A 15381-nucleotide genomic window follows, 5' to 3' on the forward strand; every position below is an offset into this window, starting at 1 on the left:
GGGGAGGGATGAGAAGGTTTGTTAGGAGAGGATGAGGCGGCGGATTCCTTCTTTTAAAAAGCGGACATTGAAGTTGATGAGAAGGGCTAGAGGATAACCAGTCATTTTGAGGTAGGAGATAACTTGAGCCTCATGAATAGAAAGTATAGTTTGGACTGACTTTAATTCAACTACGATAGTGTTGGCAACCAGCATATCGTATCTGCCTTCCCCAACCACAACACCTTTATAAGTTACATTTACTGTAGGTTGAGGTTCAAAAGGAATTCCCCGGCGCGAGAGTTCTTCACGCAACGAATTCTCATATACCGCTTCCAAAAACCCCGGCCCCAACTCTTTATGAACCTCCATCGCCGCCCCAATCACCGCATAAGTCAACTCATTAAGCTCCTCTCCCAACTCTCTTCTCTCCTCTTCTCAAACCAATAATCACAATCATAATCCAAAACCCTCCCCACACTCTTCCCTCTGCGCCCTCTGCGCCCTCTGCGGTTCAAACCTCTTCTCTTCCCCCCGCTATGGCACAATCTTAAATAAGATCAAACTCTCAAGCCACCATGACCGCAAACCTACCCCCGCAATACGACCCCCAAGCCACCGAAGCCAAGTGGCAAAAATACTGGGAAGACAACCAAACCTTCAAAGCTGACCCCGAAAAAGGCGGCGAACCTTACTGCGTAGTTATCCCGCCGCCCAACGTCACCGGCAGCCTCCACATGGGACACGCTTTTGAAGAGACGCTGATTGATGTCCTCGTCCGCTATCACCGCATGACTGGACGCAATACCCTGTGGTTGCCGGGAACGGATCATGCTAGCATTGCAGTTCAAACTATTCTCGAAAAGCAACTCAAAGCAGAAGGCAAAACTCGCCACGATTTAGGCCGAGAAAAATTCTTGGAACGGGCCTGGGAGTGGAAAGCTGAATCGGGCAATACTATTACTAATCAATTACGCAGTTTGGGCGTGTCTGTCGATTGGTCGCGTGAACGCTTTACGATGGATGAAGGCTTATCCGCTGCGGTTTTAGAAGCGTTTGTCCGCCTGTACGATGAGGGGCTGATTTATCGCGGTAATTACCTGGTGAATTGGTGTCCGGCGAGTCAGTCTGCTGTGTCGGATTTGGAGGTTGACCAGCAGGAAGTTGACGGGCATTTGTGGCATTTCCGCTATCCTTTGACGGACGGTTCTGGTTATTTGGAGGTGGCGACGACTCGGCCGGAGACGATGTTGGGCGATACAGGGGTGGCGGTGAATCCACAGGACGATCGCTACAAGCATCTTATCGGTAAAACTGTCACTTTGCCCATTCTCGATCGCGAAATTCCAATTTTTGCCGATGAATTAGTTGACCCAACTTTCGGAACTGGCTGTGTCAAAGTGACTCCCGCCCACGATCCGAATGACTTCGAGATGGGTAAGCGCCACAATTTACCGTTTATCAACATCATGAACAAGGACGGCACTTTAAATGAAAATGCCGGAGAGTTCCAAGGACAAGACCGATTTGTTGCCCGCAAAAATGTGGTGAAGCGGTTAGAAACTGACGGATTTTTGGTTAAAATAGAAGATTACAAACATACAGTTCCCTACAGTGAACGCGGCAAAGTTCCCGTCGAACCGTTGATATCAACCCAATGGTTTGTGAAGATAGATCCGCTTTCTCAACGCGCGCTAGAAGCATTAGATAAAAGTAATTCGCCTGTATTTGTTCCTGACAGATGGACAAAGGTTTATCGCGATTGGTTGGTGAAATTGAAAGATTGGTGTATTTCCCGCCAATTGTGGTGGGGACACCAGATTCCTGCTTGGTATGCTGTTAGCGAAACTCACGGCGAAATTACCGACACAACGCCGTTTGTGGTAGCGAAAACTGAAGCTGAAGCTAGGGAAAAAGCTGCTGCTCAATTTGGGCAAGATGTTGAGTTGGTCAGAGATCCAGATGTATTGGATACTTGGTTTTCGTCTGGATTGTGGCCTTTTTCTACTTTGGGATGGCCGGAAAAAACTCAGGATTTCGATTTTTACTATCCCACAACTACTCTGGTGACTGGTTTTGATATCATCTTTTTCTGGGTGGCTAGAATGACTATGATGGCCGGACATTTTACTGAAAAGATGCCTTTTGATACTGTTTACATTCACGGTTTGGTGTTGGATGAAAAAGGTCAAAAAATGTCTAAGAGTAAAAATAACGGTATTGACCCGCTGCTGTTAATTGGTAAGTACGGGACTGATGCTTTGCGCTACACTTTGGTTAAGGAAGTGGTAGGGGCCGGGCAGAATATTCGCATGGAGTACGATCGCAAAACTGATGAATCGAAATCAGTCGAGGCTTCCCGGAATTTCACAAATAAGCTGTGGAATGCGGCCCGGTTTGTGATGATGAATCTGGAGGGACAGACTCCGCAGCAGTTGGGAAGTCCGGCTGTAGAAGGCGGTAGTTTGGAATTGTGCGATCGCTGGATTCTTTCTCGCTATCATCAAGTTGTGCAACAAAGTCGCAATTCTTTGGAAACTTACGGCTTGGGAGAAGCGGCTAAGAATCTTTACGAGTTTATTTGGGGCGATTTTTGCGACTGGTATATTGAGTTAGTCAAATCTCGCTTGCAGGAGGATGCTGAACCCAATTCTAAGAAAGTCGCGCAGCAAACTTTTGCTTTTGTGTTGGAAGGAATTCTGAAATTGCTGCATCCTTTTATGCCGCACATTACTGAGGAAATTTGGCACACTCTGACTCAAACTGGCGAGGATGAATGTCTGGCTTTGCAAGCTTATCCTGAAGCGGATATCTCGCTGATCGATCCAGAATTAGAACAGCAGTTTGAGTTGTTGTTCGGGACAATTCGCACTATTCGTAATTTGCGGGCAGATTCTGATATCAAACCGAGTCTGAAGGTGACGGCGATTTTGCAAAGCGAAAGCGAGAAGGAACGCCAAATTCTCTCGGATGGAAGCGTTTACATCAAAGATTTGGCTAAGGTGGAAAATCTGACTGTTACTGCTAGTTTGGATGGAGATTTGGGACAGACAATTGCTGGGGTTGTCGGTACTGTACAAGTATTGATTCCTCTGGCTGGGGTGGTGGATTTGGTGGCTTTGCGCGGTAAATTAGAGAAGAAGTTGAGCAAGGTGGAAGCTGAAATTAAGCATACTGCGGCGCGTTTGACTAATCAGAAGTTTGTGGATAAGGCTACTCCTGATGTGGTTCAGGGGGCGCGGGATGCTTTGGCTGAAGCGGAGAAACAAGCGGAGATTTTGCGCGATCGGCTAAAGTTGTTTTAATAGTTAACGGTTGATTGTTGACAGTTGAAAGTTGACAGCTAAGTTGAGGCGCATCTAAATTCTACAGTCAAGGTAGTATCAGTCTTCTATCTGAGTCCCCATCCTCTCGATCCCCCCTAATTCCCCTTAAAAATGGGGATGCGAGGGGGATCGAGTCTCGGCCACAAGCGAGATATACAAATAACAAATAACCAATAACCAATAACCAACAACCAACAACCAATAACCAATAACAAATAACCAATAACCAATAACAAACAACCAATAACCAATAACCCCTATGCTATATTTAGCCCAAGTACAAAAGAAGGATATTTTAGGTGAAATAAGTCTGCAATTGCTGGCTTGTCAAAATGCTGATGAGACTTGGGCTATTCTTCCCGAACAAACTGTCTTGATAGTGCCGCCAAATTGTAATCAAAATGTGTTAAATGAAGGAATGCTAGTATTAGCAGATATTGGCGAAAATCGCCACATTTTGCAGGTTCAAACAGCTACAAACTGGGTGCTAGAATTAGTTGAAAAGTATTTAACCACAGGCTTTACTCCCGATTTTTGGCAGCAAGAAGCCCAGAAAGCAGAAGAGTGCCGCCAATCTCTCACTTTGCAAAGTCAAGAATTGTCTCGGAGATCGATCGAACTTGAAGCCCGCCGCGAACAAATTCAAAATTTAGAAGCCAAACTCCAGCAGGAAAAAGAATTGCTGGAAACCAAAAATCAGCCCTCCCAATTGAATTTTGATGCGCCATAACAAAGTCCGCCGGCGCGGACTGATATCGAAGCAATATTGCCGGAGGCTAAAGCACTTTTGACTTTATCCAAGCGGCGGGGAGACACAGCAATTTCTGAGAATTGCTGACATAAGCCCGCTTCTGGAAAACATCGTACTGATTCCGTTCGATCGCATTTAAGATTCTGCTGTACAACATCGTAGCAGCCCAAACTGTCCAGCGGATATCGGGACTCAAAACTTTGATTCCGGGTTCGGCGCTGGCGTATAATTTGCGAGCTCGCTGAATTTGAAACTTCATCAATTCCCGCCAGCGTTCGTCAATCACACCGTTGAATAAATCTTCTTCGGTGTAGTTAAACAGCGCTAAGTCTTCTAAGGGCAGGTAAATGCGGCCGCGACGGGCGTCTTCTCCGACATCGCGCAGAATGTTAGTTAACTGCTTGGCTATACCGAGGGCGATTGCTTCTTCCTTGGGAATTTTATTTCCCCAGTGCCAATTCCAGTTGGCAGCCCGGTTCGATTCGTCTACACCCATCACAGACATCGACATCAGCCCGACAGTACCCGCTACTCGATAACAGTAAAGATTGAGCTCTTCAAAAGTTTCGTAGCGGCTGCGGTACAAGTCCATTTGCTGGCCCGCAATCATCTCTCTAAACGGCTGAATGTCGATCGGGAAACGAGACAAGGTATCCACCAAAGCCACGTCGTAATCGTCGTGGGGATGGCCGGCAAACAATGATTCTAGGCGTTTTTCCCACAGATTTAGAGTTTCAGGGGTTGTGGCCTCAGAACCTGGCCCGTCTACGAGTTCGTCGGTGCGGCGGCACCAAACGTAAATCGCCCAGATAGCCCGACGCTTGGCTTCGGGCATGAGTTGAGTGCCTAAATAAAAATTTTTGGCATAACTCGCTGTGACTTGGCGGCACAATTCGTAGGATTCTTCCAAAGAAGCCAGAGTTCTCATGCACTGGAGTTTTGACAGTTGCAGCATCCGAGAATAAGAAATTTAAAGATTAGAACTGACATTCCCCCGTTGAGACAACGGGAGATTCTTTTACGTCTTTAGGAATGACGCATCCGAACCGAGAAACCTGGTTTTTGAACCGAGATTGAGGGTTTTCAGCAAATATTTTGGCTAAAAACCCGGTTTCACGTCGCCCGCGCGCAAATCCCAGTATTTATGAAAAATTCTTAATTTTTCATTTGTTATTGGCCGTTGAAATAGCCTGCGCTGTCAGCTTACCAGAAAGCACAGCACCTTCCATACTCGCAAGATAACGCTGCATTGTATAATCCCCCGTTAGATAGAAATTGCTAATGGGAGTGGTTTGGGTGGGACGGCACTCTTGACGGCCGGGAGTGGCTTTGTAGACGGAACGTGGGGTTTTGACTACGTGATATTTGAGCAGTTTGGCGGGTTCTGGGATTTGGTCGGGAAAGAGTTTTTCTAACTCGACCATTGTGGCTGCGACGATATCTTCGTCAGATTTGCCTATCCAGTCTTTGGCCGGTGCGAGTACCAGTTCCAGCATGGATTTGTCTGGGTTGGCATATTCGCGGCAGGTGTTGCTCATGTCGGCGTAGACGCTCAGCAAGGGCGATCGCGAGAACAGCAAGTGGTCGATATCTGTTAACTTGCGATCGAACCACAAGTGTACATTAATCACCGGTACACCCTCCAAACCTTCGAGCTTTTTGAAATAACCCATTTCGGCCCAAGGTTTCGGCATCATCAACTTCAGCGGGTCAACCGGCATCGCCGAAACGTAAATATCAGCCGTCAGAACTTCTGACTCTGCCCCCTTGACACCCCGAATCTGGAAACCGCGCACCGTGTTGTCATCATTGAGCAAAAATTCCCCGATGGGTGCATTCAGCCGGACTTCGCCACCGCGCTCAGTTATGTAGTCTACCATCGGCTGACACAACCTCTCTGTAGGGGGGCCGTCTAAAAAAGCCATTTTCGAGCCTTTTGTCTCTTGCAAGAAGCGGTTGAGGGCTGTCAGCAGAATGGTTGCAGATATTTCGTGGGGGTCGATAAAATTCAGCGCCTTGGACATGGCGATGAATACTTCTTTTTCGACTCTGGGGGGGACATTTTGCTTTTTGAGCCACTCGGAAAAGGAGTATTTGTCCATTTCTTCGACGTATTTCTGGCCTTGAAGTATCGCCGGAACCAAACCGAGGCCGAAACTGATTTTTTCGCCCCAGGTGAGCATATCGTTGTTTCTGAGGATAGCCACAAGGCCGTTGAAGGGGGCCGGAATATTCGGAAAGTCAAAGCGCGAATAGGTTCCGGGCGTTTCCGGCTGATTGAAAATCATCGAGTGCTCTTTCCATTGCAGCCGGTCTTCGATGTCTAGTTCTTTGAATAGTTGGAGCATATTTGGGTATGCACCGAAAAATATGTGGAGGCCGGTTTCGTACCAGTCGCCGTCTGCATCTTTCCAAGCGGCTACTTTGCCGCCGAGTACGTCCCGACTTTCTAGGAGGATGGGGGTGTGACCCGCATCGGTGAGATATTTTGCACAGGATAACCCTGCTAGGCCGGCTCCGGCGATCGCAACTCGCATTTAATACTACTGCCCTCTGTTCGCTTCGCCTTAATTATACGTTACAAGTCGTTACATTTTCTCGGCCACCAACGACGAGTCAGAAACCGGGTTTTTCCGACAATCTTGCGCTTTCATCGAAAAACTTGGCAAAAAACCCGGTTTCTCGGCCACGACGAGCACTGCTGTCTCCTCTTCTCTTCTCTTCGCGCCTTATTAAGTTTTGCTATTATAAATTATCAAAACAATTGCTTAAAAAAGTTAAATTCATGGCACAAACAATTCAAGCTAGAAATGTTGCAATAAATGATTTGGAAGCCCAATTCAAAATTGAGTGGGTTGAGGATGACCAATTCTTTCGGGAGTGGCAAGATGATTTGCCAGAAATAACTGATGCTGAAAAACAGCGACTAGACAGAGTGAAAGCAAGTTACAGGAATTTGCTCAAACATCCGCCACTTCTAGAAAATACAGTCAAAATGGTCGTACTGTCTCCGTTTTTAGATTTAGCTGATTTTTATCTTGCTCCTTTTCACGTTACTTCCGAAAAATCTGTAGAAATTATTGACGAAGATGAAGGACTAATTGTCAGGGGACAAATGGATGTTTTGGCTTTGTTTCAGGAGTTTTGGGTAGTAGTTATCGAATCTAAGAAAGCGGCATTTTCTTTGGAAGTCGGTATTCCGCAGTTATTAGCTTATATGTTAGGTAGTGTGACGGGCGATCGACCTACTTACGGTTTGTTAATGAATGGGGTAGATTTTCTATTTGTCAAATTAGTTAAGGGGGAAACACCGCAGTACGCTTTTTCTCGGAAGTTTTACATTTTCAATCCGGGGAATGATTTGTACACTGTGCTGAGTATTTTGAAGCGTCTCGGTGAGTTGAATGTTGGCAATATAGTTTAGCAAGCGATGCCGCGCAACGATGAATCAGAAACCGGGTTTTTCCGAGAATCTTGCGCTTTCATCGAAAAACTTGGCAAAAAACCCGGTTTCTCGGCCACGCAACGACAACTCAGAAACCGGGTTTTTCCGAGAATCTTGCGCTTTCATCCACAAAGGAGGTTGGTTGGGATTCGGGATCGGGTAGGCCGGGAATAGGGAGATATCTCCAATTACCACTAAACAATAGGTACATCACACCCGCAAGTACGACACCGCTAACCACAGCAGCAGTAATCTTCCAAACACTGTAGGGACGTTCGCCTTGAACTTCGGCGGTGCGAGCATTAACTATTACTTGATATTGCTTGTTTTGATAGCGATAGGCGCACATCCACACTGGTAGCAAAATATGCTTAAAAGTGATAGCATTGTAATCTGTAGAAACGCTGTGAACCCGCTGCTCGTCGCCGCCGATATGTCTACAAACATCCCAGTGAATAGTACCCGCCATGATATTTTTAGCAGAGTCAAATCCTAGAGAGAGAGAAACTTGCGATCGCTGTGCTTCAAACCCAGCTAAATAAGAAGAATTGTAAGGGCGCAATGACTCGTTGAGATGCCAAGGTTCTAGTGCATCCAGACGCGGGCGATCGACTGAAGTTGTCGCCGGAATCAGAATATCATCAAAAGTGCGATCGACTCTGCCAGAAGCAGGCCACCATCTGGTATGCTGGACTTCGCGAGTTTTAGTTTCAGTTTCGCCGTTAGCATTTGTTTCTGTATAACTCTCAGTCACATAGTAGTGTTCTCCCCGATCGCCCTTATAGTAACTCACCGTATAACAGTCGTAAGTCCAAAACGGCAAATAAACCCCTTGAATTTTCTCCTGTTGCGCCATAGATTTCAAAGCAGAAGGAGCAAACCAGCGCTTGCTGAGCCACTTCTGAATGCTTTCTCTGGCTTGTTTATCAGTAACTTCAAAGGGTATAATTCCCTCTGGTTGCACCCTAGGGCTGGCTTTTACAGGTTGCGTCACAATTGGAGAAGCACAAAACGGGCATCTACCCGCTACTTTCGGCGGTTCAAAAGTAATACTTGCTCCGCAATCATTGCATTTTACTTCCAGGGCTGTTGTGGATAAAGTTGTCAGCGCCGTGCGATCGTTTTTTAGATATTGTTCGTAGGAATTCTCCTTTACTTCTTCCGCAGTTTGGGGAATTGCATCTTCCCAGCCGCAGTAAGCACATTTTAGCTTTCCTGCTTGGGGGTTGAACTCTAAATAAGCCCCGCAGCTAGGACAGGGAAAACGTTTAACACCAGGTTCAGAAGTATTCATAATAGTTTATTGGTGATATATAGCATTTCTCAGAAAGATGAGGTGTCACTGGGTATATGGCAAACAGGTCATTGGCCAAACAGGTCATTGGGCATACCTCACGACGCTTGAGAACCGCTATAACTGGTAATTGGCAATCGGTAATCGGGAAAACCTACCAATTACCAATTAACTAAACATCCCAAATTTTAGGCTGCTGCGGTTGGGGGCGGGGGCGGCACTGTAGCCAATAAAGACGCTAATTCCGGCACTTGCAATGCTAATTTCCAGCCATCAAAACCCGCCCGCCAAACCATTACCTGATGTGTCAAACCATTTTGCAGAAGTTGATGCAATTCAAAGGGCCCTAATTGTTGACCGTTGGGGGCAATGTACCACTGAGTTTGTGTTATTGGCGGCGGTGGCGGCGGTGTTTGCGATGCTGGTGACTGCATCATATTTGTCATTTGCTGACCCATTGCCATTCCCATGCCTAATTCTAATGCTTGATTGCCGCCGCTGGGGTTATTGGCTGATGCTTCTATAGCGTTAGCAGCTTGATATTGGGTATATTGCTGCATATTTCCCAGAAGTCCGATCGAGGCTCGTTTGTCGAGTGCTGCTTCCACTTCAGGCGGCATCGAGATATTTTCAATTAATATCTGAGTTAATTCTAACCCGAACTGCTGGATATTTGGCTGTAGGGCAATGCGTATTTGTTCGCCCATTTGTGTGTAGTTGGCTGCAAAGTCCAGCAAGGGAACGCGGGAATTACCAACCCAATTGGCAAAAGCGCTGACTATTGTATTGCGGAGTTGTTCGCTAATTTCATCTACTTGAAATAGTCCGTCTGTGCTGATTAATTGCTTTAAAAGTTGTTCGGGATGGGAAACTTTAATGTTGTAGGTTCCAAAAGCCCGCATTCGCACTGGGCCGAGTTCTGGATCGCGGATAATTACAGGGTTAGCGGTTCCCCATTTCAGGTTGGTAAATATCTTGGTGTTAAAAAAGTAGACTTCTGCTTTGAAGGGAGAGTTGAAGCCGTAGGGCCAACCTTTTAAGGTGCTAAGAACGGGTAAGTTGCGGGTGTATAGTTCGTGCATTCCAGGATCGAAGACATCGGCAACTTTGCCTTCGCTGACAAAGACTGCTATTTGTCCTGGTCGTACAGTTAGTTTAGCACCTTGTTTGATTTCGTTTTGGTGGCGCTCGAATCGATAGGCAATGGTATCGTTGGTGTTGTCTAACCATTGGATGATATCGATAAATTCGCCGCGAATTTTGTCAAAGAGTCCCATATATTTGTTTTGAGCTTTTGTTAAATTTTAACTTCAATAGGAGCGATCGCTGTTCCCGATCGCCATTGTAAAGTTTTTAGGTGCGATCGGCGCGCTCTGATGGGGGCGAGATCCCTTGCAGACAATTCACAATTCCGGTTCAATTCCAGCCGATCGCAGTTGAGCGCGCAATTGCTCTAATTGGTCTTCGGCGCGATCGGCTCTTTGGCGCTCTTGTTGAGCTATTTGCTGTTCCCGATCGGCTCTTTCAGAACCCGTTAACAACAGATTACCTTGACTGTCCCACCAGCGAAGCCAAGGTAACTCAGCATTTTGATAAGTACCTTGCCAAATTCCCAATTCCACCCCTAACGGTGCGATCGGATAATGGCCGCGATCGTTTGCCTGGACTAAATGATAGCTATTATCTACTAAATGGTAAACTTCAACACTCGCCTCGGTCACTTCATAAATTCCGTAAAATGCCGGACGGATCACATTTTCATAAATCCAGAATTTCCCCGGTTTAGTTTCCTGTTTACCCGATCGCAATAAAGGCGTTCTGTCCCGTTCTTCTGCACCATTGCCCGATACAAATTCCAACACAATTAACGGCGCTACAAATTCTTGCCACATCACGTAAGAACGGCGCAATTGACCGTCAATAGTTGGCGGCACATTGGGGACATAAAACCAGTCTGGCGCTTCTGCACCTTTTTCTAATGGGTCAGTCAACCGCCAATAAATGCCGCTGTCTTGACCGATGCAATAGTTCCCGTCAGCATGAATTATTTCTAAAATGGGAGTAATTGAATCGGTTAGTAAGATGCTTTGGGGATGTTCTTGAAAGTTTTTCACAAAAGTACCGTCAGATTCGGGTAGTTGAGTATGGTCTGGCCAGCCTGTGGGATTGTTTTCTACATCTAGGGAGAATTTCATGGTGTTATTTTGATTGCAGTCATTGTTGGGAGCGAGCTTTTAATTTTGATTGTAGGCGATCGATTTCATAGTTTCATAGTTTTTGTAAGGTGCGCCACAAGCACCCTACCGAAATATAAATCATAGCAATTCCTCTCGCTCTTCATATTCCCCTTGTTCTCCTCGGACTAAAGGTTTATCTTGAAAACACCCGATCGTTCTTTCAAAAAAACCGGGGGGCCAGCCTAAATCTTCCGGTTTTTTAGCCTCAGTTGCAGGTACAATGGGCTGGAAAATTACAATAACTTCCACATCTGTATCTTTGATACCAACGGGAATTTGCAAATGCAGCATCCCGTCTGCACCAACGCGCGATCGCACTTTAATACTTTGCATAATTAATAATTAACCCGTTAAATTTACTTTTTATTCTAGTTTAAAGAGCCTGGGTTAGGCCTTTGAAACCCAAGCCAACACATAATGCTGATTCGACAAAGCTGCCGGTTCGCGCCAACCCAACCTACACCCACCTGCAACCCGCCGCGCCCCCGTCTCATCGCAGCCTCAGCCACGAGTGAGAGAACCGCCCGCAGCCCCGTGGCTCGACAAGGTACAATAAATGCGATCGTACTTAACGCTTATATTGAAAAAGCTAGACACAACGCCACAGGAGACAACGGACGTATGGGAAAAGTAGTTGGCATTGACCTCGGAACGACAAACTCAGTAGTAGCTGTCATGGAAGGCGGCAAACCGGTTGTGATTGCCAACGCAGAAGGGATGCGGACAACTCCCTCGGTGGTTGCTTTCACCAAGGAAGGAGAACGCCTTGTCGGACAAATGGCCAGACGCCAAAATGTTCTTAACCCCCAAAACACCTTTTACGCCGTCAAACGGTACATCGGACGCAAATATACCGAACTGACTCCAGAAGCAAAGCGCGTCCCTTACACAACTCGCCGCGACGACAACGGAAACATCAAAATCAAATGCCCTCGCCTGAAAAAAGATTTCGCCCCAGAGGAAATTTCGGCGATGGTGTTGCGGAAATTGGCCGATGAAGCTAGCCGCTATCTCGGACAAGAAGTCACGGGGGCTGTAATCACTGTTCCCGCTTATTTCAACGACTCGCAGCGACAGGCGACGCGGGATGCTGGCAGAATTGCCGGACTTGATGTGAAGCGGATTTTAAATGAACCGACAGCGGCTTCTTTGGCCTACGGTTTGGAAAGGCGAGAAAGTCAAACTATTTTAGTTTTTGATTTGGGCGGCGGTACTTTTGATGTATCTATCTTAGACGTGGGAGACGGAGTATTTGAAGTCAAAGCAACTAGCGGCGATACTCAATTGGGTGGCAATGATTTTGACCAGAAAATTGTTGATTGGTTGGCTGAACAATTTTTAGAAAAAGAAGGGGTGGATTTACGCAAAAACCGCCAAGCTTTGCAGCGCTTGATCGAAGCATCTGAGAAAGCTAAAATTGAGCTTTCGGGAGTTGGTGTTACTGAAATTAATTTGCCGTTTATTGATGCTAATGAAGATGGGCCTTTGCATTTGGAAACGCGACTAACTCGCGGTCAATTTGAGGGGCTGTGCACCGATTTGGTGCAGCGGCTGCGGCGGCCGGTGAAACAAGCTTTGGCTGATGCAAATTTGAGTCCTTCTCGGATTGATGAAATTGTGTTGGTTGGCGGTTCGACTCGGATTCCTTTGGTGCAGGAAATTGTTCGCAGTTTGATCGATCGCGAACCGAATCAAAATGTGAATCCCGATGAGGTTGTGGCGGTGGGTGCTGCAATTCAAGCGGGGATTTTGGGCGGGGATGTCCGCGATGTGCTGCTGTTGGATGTGACGCCGCTTTCTCTGGGCTTGGAAACTATCGGCGGGGTGATGAAAAAATTGATTCCTCGCAATACTACTATTCCAGTTAGGCGATCGGACATTTTTTCGACTGCTGAAAACAACCAAACTGTGGTAGAAGTTCACATCATCCAAGGGGAACGGGAATTAGGTAGAGATAATAAGTCTTTGGGAAGGTTTAAACTAACTGGAATTCCGCCGGCACCGCGAGGGATTCCCCAGGTACAAGTTGCTTTTGATATTGATGCTAACGGGATGCTGTTGGTAACTGCTTTAGACAAAACTACCGGCAGGGAACAAAGCATTACTGTGCAAGGTGCTTCGACGCTGAGTCAGCAGGAAGTGAATCAAATGATTCGCGATGCGGAACAGTTTGCTCAAGCTGATAAGTTGCAGCGGGAAAGGGTGGAAAAACGCAATCGTGCTGAAGCTTTGGCTTATCAAGCTGAGCGACAATTGCGGGAAGTTGCACTCGATCGCGGAATGCAGTTTGCTCAAAGAAGCCGCCAGCGCATTGAAACGTTAATTCGGGAATTGCGAGACAGTTTGGAACGCAACGACGAGCGGGGAGTTGACCAAGTTGGTTCGGATTTGCAAGATGCTCTTTACGATTTGAACCGCGAAGTTTCAGCTTTTGCTGAGGATGACGATGATGATGATTTCTTTGAGTCTGTGAAGCGGACTTTTACGGGCGATGGTACAAAGCGGCGCAGTGATGACAGCAGCTATTATACGAATGCTAAGCCGTACAGGCGATCGACTGTCGATCCAATTCCCGATCGCCCCTACGATCGCGATCGGATGCCAGATCGCGATCGATCCTACGATCGTACACCCGATCGTAGAACCAGCACTAATCGCCCGACTCGCCCCTATCAAAACCAAAGCGACGACTGGGATGATGATGATGATTGGCTGTAATTGAAGGAAGAAGGAAGAAGGAAGAAGGAAGAAGGAAGAAGTAAGAAGGAAAAGAGCAGGTTTTAATTCTAAGAATATATGACGGCTCTTTTCCTGCAACTTCTCAAAGCTTTTTATTTCCCCACTCTTCTATTCGCCTGCGCCTCTGCGGTTTATGCAAAAAAAATCATTTACAAATCAAATAGGATTGCTATAAGTAGGTCATTGCGAAAAAACAATAGTATCTTGTAGGGGCGGGTTTAGCTAAAAATACATGAAACAAGCTAGTTTATAACGGCAAAACCCGCCCTCCCCATCGAATGTTTATTGATACTCTTCCTTCTATCCGTTACATCCGTTACATCCGTTACACAATCCGTTGCCGAACTTCCTTCTCCAATTATGCAAAACTTTCGTAATTACTATCAAATTCTGGGAGTACCCAGAGATGCTAAGGCTGATGAGATAAAAAAAGCCTATCGACGACTCGCGAGACAGTTGCACCCTGACGTAAATCCGGGGGACAAATCTTCAGAAGATAGGTTTAAAGATATTAATGAAGCCTACGATATTCTTTCAGACATCGAAAAGCGTGCTCAATACGACCAGTTTAGTAAATTCTGGAAACAAAAGGGATTTCAAGGGAAACAAGGCGTAAAACTTCCCAATTTTACAAGTTGGGGAAACAACAAAGTTAGCCGCAAAAAGCCTGCGGAAGATATCGATTTTAGCGATTACTCAGATTTCAATAAATTTCTCGACCAAGTGCTCGGAAGACGCAGGGAAGTGAGAATGGCGACAGCAAATGATGCACCGCGAGTGTCCACTTCGGAACCGTGGAGTACCGGTTCTAAAAAAACGAGTTATGTTGCTAATTCTCGCGAAGATAGAAGGGATTTGGACGATCGCGAAATGCGACGAGAAACAGTCGATCGCGAAATGCGACGCGAAAGTCGGGAAATGGACGATCGCGAAATTAGAAGAGACATTGAGGCCAGGCTGACTCTGCCTTTGGAAAGAGCTTATTCCGGCGGTACCGAGCGCATTCGTTTGGACGACGGGCGGTGGATCGAGGTAAATATGCCTGGGGCGATGGTATCGGGCCAGCAAATTCGCCTGCGAAATCAAGGTATTGGCGGCGGCGATTTGTACTTAAAAATCACAGTTTCTCCCCATCCATTTTTTAGCTTGGAAATGTCAGATATTTGCTGTGAATTGCTGCTGACACCCTGCGAAGCGGTGCTGGGGGGAGATATTGAAGTGCCGACTTTAGACGGCTTGGTGAAGATGAAACTACCACCTGGAGTCACGTCTGGGAAGCGGTTACGGATGGCGAATAAGGGCTATCCGACTGGAAATGGCGATCGGGGAGATCAGCTAGTAGAAATTCAGGTGTTAATTCCGAAGGAAATTAGTGAAGAGGAACGGGAATTATACGAAAAATTGCGGCAGATTGAGACTTTTAAACCGCGTCAAGATTTGTCGGTTTAATGTCTGGTGCTATAATAGCGCACCTTTAATGATGTAAGGTGCGCTATTATAGCACCTTACTACTAATTATGTTAAGCAATTCTTGATAAAATAAGTAAAATTACTGTTGCAATTATTCCTGAACTGGCTGACAATTAACCCTAAGCTAATTTTCCCACAAT

At 46.4% G+C, this 15381-nt stretch carries 12 protein-coding genes; 5 read left to right on the forward strand and 7 right to left on the reverse strand.

Annotated elements, in window-relative coordinates:
• Positions 1-21: 21 nt before the first annotated feature.
• Positions 22-399 carry a GxxExxY protein gene (locus QUA58_RS07180; protein WP_333250365.1) on the reverse strand — a complete coding sequence of 126 codons (378 nt, stop codon included), beginning with the start codon at positions 397-399 and terminating at the stop codon, positions 22-24.
• Positions 400-557: 158 nt separating this feature from the next.
• On the opposite strand from QUA58_RS07180, the gene QUA58_RS07185 reads away from it, so the two are divergent.
• Positions 558-3284, forward strand: a complete 2727-nt coding sequence (locus QUA58_RS07185; RefSeq protein ID WP_333393470.1) for a valine--tRNA ligase — start codon at positions 558-560, stop codon at positions 3282-3284.
• 280 nt (positions 3285-3564) lie between these two features.
• The gene (locus QUA58_RS07195) at positions 3565-4035 is read left to right on the forward strand and encodes a hypothetical protein (RefSeq protein WP_333393472.1); all 471 of its coding nucleotides are present in this window, start codon (positions 3565-3567) and stop codon (positions 4033-4035) included.
• A 46-nt stretch (positions 4036-4081) separates the two neighbouring features.
• On the opposite strand, the gene crtB is transcribed toward QUA58_RS07195, so the two are convergent.
• Positions 4082-5011 carry a 15-cis-phytoene synthase CrtB gene (gene crtB, locus QUA58_RS07200; RefSeq protein WP_333393473.1) on the reverse strand — a complete coding sequence of 310 codons (930 nt, stop codon included), beginning with the start codon at positions 5009-5011 and terminating at the stop codon, positions 4082-4084.
• 208 nt (positions 5012-5219) lie between these two features.
• Entirely contained in the window at positions 5220-6593 is a 1374-nt protein-coding gene (gene pds / locus QUA58_RS07205) for a 15-cis-phytoene desaturase (protein WP_333250359.1), read from the reverse strand.
• A 248-nt stretch (positions 6594-6841) separates the two neighbouring features.
• Here pds and QUA58_RS07210 point away from each other — a divergent pair, with 248 nt between their 5' ends.
• Positions 6842-7480 (forward strand): restriction endonuclease subunit R, encoded by a 639-nt coding sequence (locus tag QUA58_RS07210; RefSeq protein WP_333393474.1) that lies wholly within the window; start codon positions 6842-6844, stop codon positions 7478-7480.
• A 109-nt stretch (positions 7481-7589) separates the two neighbouring features.
• Here QUA58_RS07210 and QUA58_RS07215 read toward each other — a convergent pair whose 3' ends face one another.
• From QUA58_RS07215 to QUA58_RS07230, 4 genes are all read right to left on the reverse strand, one after another.
• Positions 7590-8795, reverse strand: coding sequence for a hypothetical protein (locus QUA58_RS07215; RefSeq protein WP_333393475.1), 1206 nt, complete (start codon positions 8793-8795; stop codon positions 7590-7592).
• Positions 8796-8983: 188 nt separating this feature from the next.
• The gene (locus QUA58_RS07220; protein WP_333393477.1) at positions 8984-10072 is read right to left on the reverse strand and encodes an SPFH domain-containing protein; all 1089 of its coding nucleotides are present in this window, start codon (positions 10070-10072) and stop codon (positions 8984-8986) included.
• 126 nt (positions 10073-10198) lie between these two features.
• Positions 10199-10990, reverse strand: a complete 792-nt coding sequence (locus QUA58_RS07225; protein WP_333250513.1) for a Uma2 family endonuclease — start codon at positions 10988-10990, stop codon at positions 10199-10201.
• Between the two features lie 120 nt (positions 10991-11110).
• On the reverse strand, positions 11111-11365 hold the full coding sequence (locus tag QUA58_RS07230) for a hypothetical protein (RefSeq protein ID WP_333393478.1): 255 nt from the start codon (positions 11363-11365) through the stop codon (positions 11111-11113).
• Positions 11366-11653: 288 nt separating this feature from the next.
• On the opposite strand from QUA58_RS07230, the gene dnaK reads away from it, so the two are divergent.
• Together dnaK and QUA58_RS07240 are read left to right on the forward strand one after the other, a co-directional pair.
• Entirely contained in the window at positions 11654-13750 is a 2097-nt protein-coding gene (gene dnaK / locus QUA58_RS07235) for a molecular chaperone DnaK (RefSeq protein WP_333250512.1), read from the forward strand.
• Positions 13751-14131: 381 nt separating this feature from the next.
• Positions 14132-15220, forward strand: a complete 1089-nt coding sequence (locus QUA58_RS07240) for a J domain-containing protein (protein ID WP_333250349.1) — start codon at positions 14132-14134, stop codon at positions 15218-15220.
• Positions 15221-15381: the final 161 nt, after the last annotated feature.

Source organism: Microcoleus sp. N9_A1 (genome assembly GCF_036701795.1).
Classification (GTDB): Bacteria; Cyanobacteriota; Cyanobacteriia; order Cyanobacteriales; family Microcoleaceae; genus Microcoleus.